10 protein-coding genes and 2 riboswitches are annotated in these 11,582 nt (G+C 60.2%); of the genes, 5 read left to right on the forward strand and 5 right to left on the reverse strand.

Annotated elements, in window-relative coordinates:
* Window positions 1-123: 123 nt before the first annotated feature.
* Window positions 124-942: an SDR family oxidoreductase gene (locus tag KP699_RS15280; protein WP_215763233.1), complete on the reverse strand. Its 819-nt coding sequence runs from the start codon at window positions 940-942 to the stop codon at window positions 124-126.
* Between the two features lie 121 nt (window positions 943-1,063).
* Between KP699_RS15280 and gmk the strand changes: the two genes are divergently transcribed.
* From gmk to KP699_RS15300, 4 genes are all read left to right on the forward strand, one after another.
* Complete coding sequence (gene gmk / locus KP699_RS15285; RefSeq protein ID WP_086655720.1) at window positions 1,064-1,714, forward strand: guanylate kinase; 651 nt, start codon at window positions 1,064-1,066, stop codon at window positions 1,712-1,714.
* A gap of 5 nt (window positions 1,715-1,719) precedes the next feature.
* Window positions 1,720-3,153, forward strand: coding sequence for a D-glycero-beta-D-manno-heptose-7-phosphate kinase (rfaE1, locus tag KP699_RS15290; RefSeq protein ID WP_215763234.1), 1,434 nt, complete (start codon window positions 1,720-1,722; stop codon window positions 3,151-3,153).
* Window positions 3,150-4,370, forward strand: a complete 1,221-nt coding sequence (locus tag KP699_RS15295) for an AGE family epimerase/isomerase (RefSeq protein ID WP_215763235.1) — start codon at window positions 3,150-3,152, stop codon at window positions 4,368-4,370. The genes rfaE1 and KP699_RS15295 overlap by 4 nt, the downstream gene beginning before the upstream one ends.
* Window positions 4,371-4,440: 70 nt before the next feature.
* Window positions 4,441-5,955 (forward strand): replicative DNA helicase, encoded by a 1,515-nt coding sequence (locus KP699_RS15300; protein WP_086655717.1) that lies wholly within the window; start codon window positions 4,441-4,443, stop codon window positions 5,953-5,955.
* Here KP699_RS15300 and KP699_RS15305 read toward each other — a convergent pair.
* A complete protein-coding gene (locus tag KP699_RS15305; protein WP_215763236.1) occupies window positions 5,952-7,403 on the reverse strand; it encodes a PepSY domain-containing protein in 1,452 nt (483 codons plus the stop codon). The two genes, KP699_RS15300 and KP699_RS15305, sit on opposite strands and share 4 nt — an antisense overlap.
* The gene (locus KP699_RS15310) at window positions 7,400-7,810 is read right to left on the reverse strand and encodes a hypothetical protein (RefSeq protein ID WP_215763237.1); all 411 of its coding nucleotides are present in this window, start codon (window positions 7,808-7,810) and stop codon (window positions 7,400-7,402) included. Before KP699_RS15310 ends, KP699_RS15305 begins: the two co-directional genes overlap by 4 nt.
* A gap of 38 nt (window positions 7,811-7,848) precedes the next feature.
* A riboswitch (cobalamin riboswitch) is annotated at window positions 7,849-8,060 on the reverse strand.
* A gap of 127 nt (window positions 8,061-8,187) precedes the next feature.
* Window positions 8,188-8,398: riboswitch (cobalamin riboswitch) on the forward strand.
* A gap of 86 nt (window positions 8,399-8,484) precedes the next feature.
* Between KP699_RS15310 and KP699_RS15315 the strand changes: the two genes are divergently transcribed.
* The gene (locus tag KP699_RS15315) at window positions 8,485-10,758 is read left to right on the forward strand and encodes a TonB-dependent receptor (protein WP_308164935.1); all 2,274 of its coding nucleotides are present in this window, start codon (window positions 8,485-8,487) and stop codon (window positions 10,756-10,758) included.
* A gap of 7 nt (window positions 10,759-10,765) precedes the next feature.
* Here KP699_RS15315 and KP699_RS15320 read toward each other — a convergent pair whose 3' ends face one another.
* Both KP699_RS15320 and KP699_RS15325 read right to left on the reverse strand, forming a co-directional pair.
* Window positions 10,766-11,260, reverse strand: a complete 495-nt coding sequence (locus tag KP699_RS15320; RefSeq protein ID WP_215763238.1) for a hypothetical protein — start codon at window positions 11,258-11,260, stop codon at window positions 10,766-10,768.
* A gap of 86 nt (window positions 11,261-11,346) precedes the next feature.
* Window positions 11,347-11,582: transposase (locus KP699_RS15325; protein WP_215763073.1), on the reverse strand; the 236-nt coding region annotated here is incomplete at its 5' end.

An 11,582-nucleotide genomic window follows, 5' to 3' on the forward strand; every position in this document is an offset into this window, starting at 1 on the left:
GTGGGGGGCTGGGTCATGCCGGGCGGGTCCTGAAGCGGGATGGCCTGAAAAGCAGGCAGGGCTGCATGGAAAGGGACTGATAAAAAGAGCCGGGAACGGGGCCGGGCGGCAGAGGCTGGACGGTCAGGACAGGTCCGGTTCCGGCATGCTGCCCGCGGCCCCGGTGGGCTGGTGGTTGTAATAGGCTTCCGCCAGACGGATGGGCAGCAGGTCCATAAAGCGGGACCCGGCCACCAGCCAGCGTGGGAAGATAATGCGCCGTTCATTACGCCGGAGTCCACGCAGAATACGGCGGCTTGCGTGATCCACATCCGTCAGCCCCGGCATGGGGAAGCGGTTGCGGGCCACCATGGGTGTGTTGAGAAAGCCGCAGACAACGGATGTCATCAGAATGCCCGCCTGCTTCATGTTGCCGCCCGTTGCAACCATAAAGCGATCTACCGCCGCCTTGGATGCACTATATGAGGGTGTTCCGGGATAGGATACAACTCCTGCGACAGATGAAATGGCGCAGAGTCGCCCGCGCATACCGTCCGCCGCCTTTGGCTGGCGCCGCATGATCTGCAGGGCTGGCAGCAGCGTGTTCAGAACCCCCTCCACATTGGTGGTGATCATCCGGCGGATCTGGGCGTCGGGCTCATACGGCGCATCATCCGGGCCGGGTGCGCGCCGGGTGCCGCCGGTAATGCCCGCGCAGGCCAGAACCATGTCCAGATGGCCGGTCGTGTGAATCCATTCTTCCATGGCGAGCCGGTCCGTTACGTCACACAGCCGGATGTCTGCCGCAGCCCCGCGGGAGATACACTGGCGGGCTGTGTCCGTCAGCCGCTGGCTGTTGCGGCCGCCCAGAAAAAGTCTGCGGCCAGGGCGGGCCAGTGTCAGAGCCAGCGAGCGCCCCAGTCCGGAGGAAGCGCCGGTAATCAGAACGGTATCGTGTTTCATGTCGCCCTCTTAACCTGAGACTGTTAGAAGATCTCCCCATTATGGCACCCCGACGGCACTTGTGGCAGAGACGCCGGGTGGAGTGTGCGTTGAAAACACGTCAAGAGTGGGAAAGTCCGGGATGTCGAACGCAGTGTCTGATCAGGGTAAGGCCATCAAGCGGCGGGGGGTGTGCTTTGTTATTTCCGCGCCGTCAGGGGCCGGAAAATCGACCATTGCGAACGCGCTGCGGGCGTCTGACCCCAGGCTGCGGCACTCTGTTTCCGTCACCACACGCCAGCCGCGCCCCGGTGAGAAGGAGGGCGTGCATTACCACTTCCGCACCATGGAGCAGTTTGAAGAGATGGCTGCGCAGGGAGACCTGCTGGAATGGGCCACGGTGTTTGGCCGGGGCTACGGCACCCCCCGTGCGCCGGTGGAAGAGGCGCTGAACGCCGGACACGATATGGTGTTTGATATAGACTGGCAGGGCCACCAGCAGATTCGCGCCGCCCTGCCTGATGATGTGGTGAGCCTGTTTGTGCTGCCGCCGTCTCTGGCCGAACTGGAGCGCCGCCTGAATTCCCGCGCCTCTGACCACCCGGATGAAATTGCCCGGCGTATGGCGGCTGCACGGGATGAAATTTCCCATTGGCGGGAGTTTGATCATGTGGTGGTGAATACGGAGCTGGACCGCGCCATTTTTGAAGCCCGCGCGGTGCTGACAGCCGGACGCCTGCTTACGCGGCGGCAGACCGGGCTGGCGGAGTTTGTTCAGACATTCGGAGCCTGACGGGCATGGATTTTTCCTCGGTTTCTGTCCTCTGTCTGGGGGATGTGATGCTGGACCGGTTTCTGTACGGCACTATGGAGCGCATTTCTCCTGAGGCCCCGGTGCCGGTGCTGCTGCTGGAGTCCCGGCGGGAAATGCCCGGCGGGGCAGGGAATGTCGCCAACAACATCATTTCTCTGGGCGGGCGCGCCATTCTGGTCGGGCTTGTGGGGCAGGATGAGGCCGGAGCAGTGCTGCGGGAGGCGCTGAGCCAGCAGGAGCGGGTGGTGGATGCCACGGTCCGCACCACTGCGCGCCCGACCATCTGCAAGACCCGGTTTATTGCCGTGCATCAGCAGGTGGTGCGTGCGGATGAAGAAAGCCGGGTGCCGCTCCAGCCGGAAGAGGCCGAGGCTCTGTGCCGCGCCATTGATGCGCAGATTGATCAGGTTCAGGCCGTTGTGGTGTCTGACTACGGCAAGGGCGTGTGCAGCCCCGCCGTGCTGACGCATGTGTTCGCCATGGCCCGTGCGCGGAGCATTCCGGTATTTGTGGACCCCAAAACGGCGGATTATACCCAGTATCGCGGGGCGACGTGCATCACGCCCAACGCGAAGGAACTCGCGCTGGCCTCCGGTATGCCGGTCGTGACGGAAGAGCAGGCGGAACTGGCGGCCCGCACTGTAATGGCCCATGCGGATGCTGCGGCTATTCTCGCCACACGGTCAGAAAAAGGCATGATGCTGGTGCGGCGGGATGGGCCGGTGCTCTCCGTGCCCGCCCGAGCGCGGGAAGTGTTTGATGTGTCCGGCGCGGGGGATACCGTGATTGCCACTATGGCGCTGGGTGTGGGCGCCAGCATGACGTTCGAGCAGGCCATGCGCGTGGCCAATGCCGCAGCCGGTGTTGTGGTGGGCAAGCTGGGCACGGCCACGGCGGATATTCAGGAAGTGCTGCACGAGCTGGAAGAACAGTCCGGCCCGGACCAGATGCCGCATCTGCTTCCGCTCTCCGCCGCCTGCGCGCAGGTGCAGCGCTGGCAGGCGCAGGGGCTGAAGGTCGGTTTTACCAACGGGTGTTTTGATATCATTCACCCCGGCCACGTTGGGCTGCTGGCAGAGGCCCGCGCCGCGTGTGACCGGCTGGTGGTGGCCCTCAATACGGATGCCAGCGTCAGCCACCTGAAAGGCCCGGCCCGGCCCGTCAACACGCTGGAATCCCGCGCTCGCGTGATGGCCGCCATCCGGTATGTGGACGCCGTGGTGTCTTTTGATGAAGATACCCCGCTGGAGACGATCCGCACCCTGATGCCGGACGTGCTGATTAAAGGTGCGGACTATAAACCGGAGCAGGTTGTGGGTGCTGACCTTGTGGTGGGTAATGGGGGCGAGCTTGTGCTGGCCACGCTGGCCGCAGGGCATTCCACAACGGCTACGATTGGACGGATTCAGCAATCATGAGTCGCACATTGCCCCCCAACCCTCTGACAGATGCCCAGACCGACGGCGCACCGCTGCCTCTGGTTGCCGTGCGGGACCGGTTTTCGGACTGGCTGTTCCAGAAGGCTCTGCCGTTCTGGGCCACAACGGGGTGTGACGGCACCCCGCATGAGCTGGCTCTGCTGGGTGCGCAGGAACATCTCACGCTGGAGGGTGAGCCCGCTTTGCCGCCGTTCAAGCGGGTGCGGGTGCAGGCGCGGCAGTTGTTTGCGTTCTCATGGGCTGCGTTGCAGGGGTGGGAAGAGGGTGTGTCCCGTGCGCACGGCATTTTCCGGTTTATGCTGCATGCCCACCGGGAGGACGGGGGCTGGGCGCGCATCTTAACCCGTGAAGGCGCGGTGAAGGATGCCACGGCTGACCTGTATGATATCGCGTTTGTTGTGTTTGCTCTGGCCTGGTATGGGCGGCTGGAAGGCTCCGGCCGGGCGGAAAAACTGGCGCGGGACACTCTGGGCTGGGTGCAGCAGAATATGGCCACGCCGAATGGTGGCTTTCTGAACTGGCTGCCCGATGATGGTGCCCCCAGGCAGCAGAACCCGCATATGCATCTGCTTGAAGCCGCACTGGCTCTGTATGGTACCACGCATCATGAGGCCGATCTGGCTCTGGCCCATACGTTATATGAGTTGTTCCGGAACCGCTTTATGGACCCTGTTACGGGCACGCTGGGCGAGTTCTTTGCAAAAGACTGGCAGCCTGCCCCCGGTGAGGCCGGGCAGTGGGTGGAGCCGGGGCATCATTTTGAATGGGTGTGGCTGCTGGGGGAATATCAGCGCCTGACGGGCGTGGAGACGTCCGAACCTGCCATGCGGCTGGCCAGCTTTGCCACCCGCTTTGGCCTTGAGCCGGAGACGGGCCGGGTTCGGGATGTTCTGACGCGCGACGGGTCTGTTCTGCGCGGCGGCTCCCGCCTGTGGGTGCAGGGGGAAGCCCTGCGCGGTATCCTGAGCCGTGACAGGCTGGATAGCCGGGGGATTGCCGTCCGGCTGGCGGAAAATCTGCTGGACCATTATTTTACCGGCTGCCCGGTTGGCACATGGGTGGACCAGCTGGATGCGGCGGGCGCGCCGGCTGTAACCAAAATCCCGACCAGTTCCCTCTACCACATCATCACGGCGTTTGATGCGCTGGATCTGGCGGCAAAGCAGGCCACAAAGCCCGTTTTGCCAAAGCTGTAAGGCATGGGCGTTTTTCGGTTAAAGCCGGAAGACGGATGTGTCAGGACCTGATAAACGAAACGGCGTGAGTATGACCCAGACCCAACCCGCGCGGCAGGAAGAAGAAACGCTTCTGTCGCTCTCCCTTCGCCATCCTCCTGCCAACCTTGAAGCAGAGCAGGCCCTTCTGGGCGCGCTGCTGACAAACAACCGGGCGTATGACCGTGTTTCCGACTTTCTGACGGGCGCGCATTTTGCCAACCAGGTCAATGGTCGGATTTATGATGCCATTGCCCGCCGGATTGAAAACGGCCAGCTTGCGGACCCTGTTACGCTGCGGGCCGAGCTGGAAAATTCCGGAATCCTGAATGATGTCGGTGGTATGGCCTATCTGGCCAAACTGCTGACCTCCATGGTCGGCATTATCAACGCCGGGGATTATGGTCGCGCCATTCATGATGCGTGGATCCGCCGCCAGCTGATTGATATTGGCGAGACCGTGGTGAACAGCGCGTTTGGCACAATTTCTGATCTGTCCGGCCCGGACCAGATTGCCGCGGGGGAAGAGGCTCTGTTCCGCCTCGCGACTGAAAAAGGGCAGGACGGCGGCTTTGTGGTGTTTGACCGCGCCCTGACGGACGCCATTAAAACAGCGGAGCTGGCCTTCAAGCGGGAAGGGCACGTGTCCGGTCTGACCTCTGGCCTGCGGGATCTGGACAAGAAAACCGGTGGGCTGCACCCGTCGGATCTGATGATTCTGGCGGGGCGTCCCGCCATGGGTAAAACCGCGCTGGCGACCAAAATTGCCTTCTCCGCCGCGCGTGCGCTGATGATTGAGGCGGAAGAGAAAGGGCCGGGCGTGGAGCCAACCGGCACGGTGGCTATTTTCTCTCTGGAAATGTCGGCCGAGCAGCTGGCCACCCGTATTCTGTCCGAGCAGGCGGAAGTGTCCGGTGAAAAAATCCGTCGTGGGGATATCGGGCAGAAAGAGTTTGACCGCTTTGTGCGCGTCAGCCGTGAACTCTCCCGCCTGCCTCTGGTGATTGACGATACCCCGGCGATCTCACTTTCCGCCATGCGGACCCGCTGCCGCCGCCTGAAGCGCACGCGCGGGCTGAGCCTTGTGGTGGTGGATTACCTCCAGCTTATGCGTCCCTCCGTTGGCACACGCCCGGAAAGCCGCGTTCTGGAAATCTCCATGATTACACAGGGGTTAAAGGCGATTGCGAAGGAACTGGAAGTGCCGGTTATCGCGCTCTCCCAGCTCTCCCGTCAGGTGGAAAGCCGTGAAGATAAACGCCCGATGCTCTCGGATCTGCGTGAATCCGGGTCCATTGAGCAGGACGCGGATTCCGTGATGTTTGTGTATCGTGACGAATATTATCTCCAGCAGCGTATGCCCAAGGAAACAGCGTTTGATTCCATGGAAAAATACTCAGCCGCGCTGGATGACTGGCAACGTAAAATGAGCCTTGTGCATAATAAGGCCGAACTCATTCTGGAAAAACAGCGTCACGGCCCCACTGGCGTCGTGCATCTGTTCTTTGAAGGAGAGTTCACACGTTTTGCGGATCTGGATATGGTGCATGAGGAGCCGCATCACTAAGAGCGGCCCGCTGCACGCAGGCTGGTGCGGCGCAGCCGCCTGATGCCGATAAGAACGCCGGACAGAAAAACGCAGAACACGCCACACAATAATGGAACGGCAATGCTCCGGTGCATCAGGGTTCTGCGCAGTCCGGCCTGAAAGTCCAGATCATGAAACCCGTACACCAGCCAGCGGGATTGGCGGGCAGGGCCGTCCAGAATGGTCTGCACAGCGCCGGACTGTCCGTCCAGATAGGTCAGGGTGCCATCGGTCGCCTGTGCCCGCCAGACGGGAAAATGGCGTTGATGCGTGGGGCGGCTGAAGTAATAGGCATCCGCCTGCGTTAGAAAAGTCAGGTCGTCCGGCGTTTTCAGCAGGCCCGCTGGCTTAAGCATCAGGCTGATCTGCTCTGGGGTGAGAGGCGCTGGAGTCAGGGCTTCATCCAGTCTCCGGCTCTTGGGTCCGGTAGCGGTTTGCTCCGTGATCTGCATAAAAACTTTGCTGTTTAGAAAAGCCGTTTTTATGCCGGTGCATCCGGGTGGTGCGGCACTTATCAACCGTGAGAGAACCTGATGGATCTCCGCGCCGGTCGCCGTGCCAGTCACGCGCAGGGGACGGGTCGCGTTTGGATTGCTTTGAAACAGGCCTGCGGGAGACATGGTAAGCAGTCCGGTTGTAACCCATAAAAGGGCCAGCACACCAAACACCGCGCCACAGAGATGATGGACCCCATGCCACCCTTTATAAGGGGTAAAGGGGGCTGCGCGGCGCAGGCGCAAAACGCCAATCCACAGCCCGGTAACGGTGAGAAAAACTCCCGTGCCAGACAAAAGAATAACGACGTCGCTCCAAAGCGCCGGGTGCTTGCGCAGCACCGCCGGGTAAAGCCAGTGTGGAATAGCCCCAACCCATGCCCAGAGGCGGGTGGAGCGTGTTGTGGCCTGCATGACCTCTCCGGTCAGGGAGGAGACGTAAATCTGCGTGCGCGCCGCATCGGGAAACAGAAAGCGATAAAAGCCATTTTCCCGGCCATGAGTATCCAGAATCCACTGGTCGTCTGTGGTCAGGCCATCAAAGACGGGGCGGCCCTGTGCACCGGTGGCCCGCGCATATCGGGTGGCGCTGGTAGCGGCATCTTCCGGGGTGATGCGCCCCGCATGGCCGGTGCGCAGGTCCAGCGCAAAAGGTGGGCCTTCCTGTGGCGTGAGCGTCAGAACCGGTTCGTGCCCTACCATATTGATCTGAAAAGCCTGAAAGCGTTTTGTGCTGCCCAGTTTAGCCAATTCCGGAAGTATGGCGGGCCAGTGGATTTCCGTCGGAACACGGCGCAAGGCGTCTTCCTCCGGCTGAGGCCATGTGTGCCAGAGCATGACAAGGCCGGAGGCGCACCAGCCTGCCATCAGCAGGCCCATGCCAATACCCAGCCATCGGTGGGTCAGATACAGCGTCCGGCGGAAGGCCTTCATGCGGGGCTGTTATACAGCGCCATGGCGGCGTTCTGGGCGCCGCGCGTCCAGTGGACGGCCACATAGGCCCGCACAATGCGCTGCGCGGCAGCGGGCGGCATGTCCATCCTGAGGGCTGGCATGGCTTCAAGATAGTCAGAGGCGGTGAGGAGCAGCGGCCGGAAAGCCTCTTCCAGCACAGCGCCCCGCTCCCGGTGGGGGGCAGGCAGGGACGGGACCAGCTTGAGGAAGAGCGCGTGGCCGTTCTGGGCAATGACCTCCTCCTGCTCAGGGGGCGGCAGGTGCGCCAGATGCGCGGCCTGCAAGGCATGAGCGCGGGACGGGCAGGCGCTGAGCAGGCGGGCAAAAGCCGGATGATACGCCTCTTCTGGTTGAAAAGGCCGGGGGAAGGGGGAAAACGGTCCCACTGGTATACTCCTGCCTTCCGGTACATCCCGCCCGGCGGCGTGGTCTGAACGACAACAGCAGGTCTCCTGGCTCACGGTTAAACGTCCGTCTCCCGCCTTCCCGGTTGTGCACCAGTGGCGTGCCTTGCGGCAAAAAGACACGGACAAACCGCCTACAGTTGCGGGAGCAGCGACCGACTGAGCCGTGCGGCACGGCATACGGTCTTCCCTTTTAACCCGCCTGCGCGGGGCTGTTGACTGACAGGGAGAGACTGTACGCAAATGCCGGTTTTGCGCAACAGGCCGGTGTGCAACGTGCGGCACGGCCTGTGCCTTAGAGCCGTTTTTTATGGGGTATAAAGCTGCACGTTCGTTGACAAGGTTTTTCAGACCCTGTTTACGCTGCACGCAGCAATGGTGCTTTGTGGCTGCGTGCGCGGCCAGAAGGCTAAGAGGGAAATCGGTCCAAGCCGATGCTGCCCCCGCAACTGTAAGCTGAGAGGGCTTGCGGCGTTCATGCCACTTTCTGTGTCATCCACAGGGGGGAAGGCAGCCGCAGGACCCGAGGACCAGCAAGCCAGGAGACCTGCCATTGCGCCAAAGTCACGGACGGAGCTGCCATACGGGGTGATGTGGCGGCGAGGCACGGTTTGCTCAGTGCCTCCATCGCGGTGACGTTGTTTTGGAGCGAACCCGTGCGTCCAGTCTCTTATGCCCTCAGTCTTCTGTTCGGCATCAGTTGCGTGCCCGCCGCCTATGCGGCCACCCCTGATCCCTCAGACCCGAAAGCCAGTGCTGCCCATCCGTATAAAAAACGGACAGCAGTACCCCCGGCCAGAAAGGTGGCAGGCCCTGAATATATCACGGCTTATGGTAAAACCGCCCCTCTCCAGATGACACCCGCAGTCGGTGGGAAACTTGGCCTGTCCATCCAGCACACGCCGGGCACACTCAATGTGGTCTCGCATGATCTGATGATGCAGCGCGGTTATGCCCAGGCTGAGGCCGCGGCAGACAGCGCGCCGGGTGTTTCCTCTGGCGGGTCTCCGGGGTCGCCCGCGCAGCTGATGATGCGCGGCTTTACCGGCAACCAGATTCTGGTGCTGCATGATGGCCAGTATTTTGGCCCGACCACCATGGTCAACCGGCCTCAGAACACCTTCAATCTGGAAAGTGTGCAGGTGCTTAAAGGCCCGTCCTCCGTGTTGTATGGGCAGGGGGCCGTGGGCGGCACGGTGGATATGCGTAGCCGTACGCCCACGTTTGATGGCCCGCATGCCAACGCACTTGTATCCTACGGCAGTTTTAATACGTGGAACGCCGGGGTTGGCGGTTCCGTGCCGATTACGCAAACGCTGGCTTTGCGCACGGATTTCAGCCGGACATCGTCTGACGGATTTGTAAAAGGAGCCGACCCGCACTCGGATGATTTTACGACAACCTTGCTGTGGAAGCCGACGGAAAAGTTCACCGCGCGGCTGAGCATGGATTATCTGACGGACCGGCTTTCCACTTATTACGGCACGCCGCTGGTGGATCTCTCGCAAACAGGCGGACGTGTGGGTGGTCTGCTCAGTTCCAGCAAAGGGCTGGGCCTTACCCGTGCGTCCCTGTGGCGGTACTATAACGTGCGGGATGGCAAGGCCGGGTCTGTCAACGCGACGCCCACACTGCATCTGGACTGGCGGGTGAACAGCCATGTTCTGTTTCATAACAGCAGCTATTTCATTTATTCTAAACGACGCTGGAACAACGCGGAAAGCCTGACTTACATCAGCGCCCCCGGCCAGACGGATGCCGCAGGCAATGCCATTGCCCCCGGCAGCATCAGCCGGGACCGGTTTTATGTGTATCAGAACCAGCATCAGGTTGGGGATACGCTGCACGGGCAGTTTGATTTTTCCATTTTCGGCATGAAGAACCGTTTTGTGCTGGGAGGCGACGCCTACTATCTGCGCTTCATCCGCAACCGGGGTTTTCCGGCTGCGGACTATGCGGACAGCGTCTCTCTTGTCAGCCCGGACGCCACGCCACTTGGGGCGTTTTCCGGGGAATACCCGTATATGAAATCCCCCACCACGATGGTGCAGGCGGGCCTGTTTCTAGAGGACGTTCTGACCATCCGGGATAATCTGCGTCTTGTGGGCGGCTTCCGGTATGACTGGCTCGCACTGGACCGGCAAAACTACCGGCAGAATGGGCAGTTTAACGCCGCAACCAGTTTTAAGGGCCACTACAACCCGGATAATTTCCGTATCGGTCCGGTGTTTGATCTGACAAAAAATGTCAGCCTTTACGGGGTATATACCACGGGGGAAGACCCTCCGGGCTCCAACCTGTTTCTGGCCAACCGGGGGCAGTTTACAAAACTCAGCCATTCCCGGCAGGGCGAAATTGGTGTGAAGGCCAGCCTGTGGGACGGGCGTTTGACCACCACTCTGGCGCTGTATGATATTCGCCGGACGCGGATGCTGGTTTCAACCGGGCCGGATACGGTGGCAACGGCGGGTGTCCAGAAATCACGCGGGGTCGAATGGCAGGGGGATCTTKTTCTCAACCGCCACTGGAGCCTGTCTGGCAATGTGGCGTATACCTATTCCCGTTACGGCTCTTTCCACCCCAGTGCCTCGGTGGATGCCTCTGGCAATCAGGTGCCTGATGTCCCTGCGGTCACGGCAAATCTGTGGGCTATCTGGTCCCGCGTGGGGGATCTGCCGCTCGATCTGGGGGCAGGGATGCGCTATGTCTCAGCCCGTAAGGGGGATTACGCCAACACGCTCTCCCTGAAAGACTACGCGCTGGTCAATGTTTTTGCAGGCTGGCATGCCTATAAAAACATTACGGTCTATGGCCGCATTGATAATATCGGCAACAAGCGGTTTATCCAGTGGGCGGATACGGGCTACGCCGGGCAGGTGATGCTCGGGGCACCCCGCTCCTTTTCCATCAGTGCGCAGGCGGATTTCTGAGGCGTGGTTATGTGTGGTCGCGGTAAGGCTTGCGTGCAAGGTAGAGCAGCACAGGTGCCGCGATCACAAACACAATTCCAAAGCTTGCCGACACATCATCATTGGATGATGCGCCGAGGGCTAAAAATGTCCCAAAAAGTGAGTCGTCATAAGTGTGATATTCAACCGAATGACTACCGTAAACCTGCGTGACAAAGGACAATAGGCAGTAGGCGTAGGTCAGAAAAGACGCGCCGTCTGACAGGTTGAGGTAGCGTGCAAAATCCCGGTTATATCGTGCGTAGGCAGAGCAACAAAAGGCGATAACAGCCAGATAGTATTTCTTGCCACAAATCCTGTGTGCTGTGAAACTATACGATGTTGTATGGAAAAACTGGGAATGGACATTGTGCACGGACGGCAGGATCAGGTCGGACAGAATACAAAGCGCTGCAAGAAGAGTCAGCTTGCGAGGTGATTTACGGATACTCAGGAAAAACTCATTGCTCAAAAAATTGCGCATGCCTGAAATTTTCCCTGATCTTTATAAAATAAGCCAAACAAATTTTTAATAAGCAGAAGCAAAGAGATTAAAACTAGGCTCAGGACTCATTCTTTAAGATAGAAGATGAAGCTTGCTGCGATGTGGATTGCGGACATGAATGTATGAGCGCAGCGGTCGTATCTGGTCGCAACACGTCGCCAGTCTTTCAGCTTTGCGAACATGTTTTCGATCAGATGGCGCTTTTTATACAGATGCCAATTGTAAGGTGGCTTTGATTTCCGGTTCTTCTTCGGCGGAATACAGGCTGTGATATTGCGTTCTGCAAGCGATAACCTGATCT

It is taken from the genome of Acetobacter sp. P1H12_c, from assembly GCF_018811975.1.
Lineage (GTDB): Bacteria > Pseudomonadota > Alphaproteobacteria > Acetobacterales > Acetobacteraceae > Acetobacter > Acetobacter persici.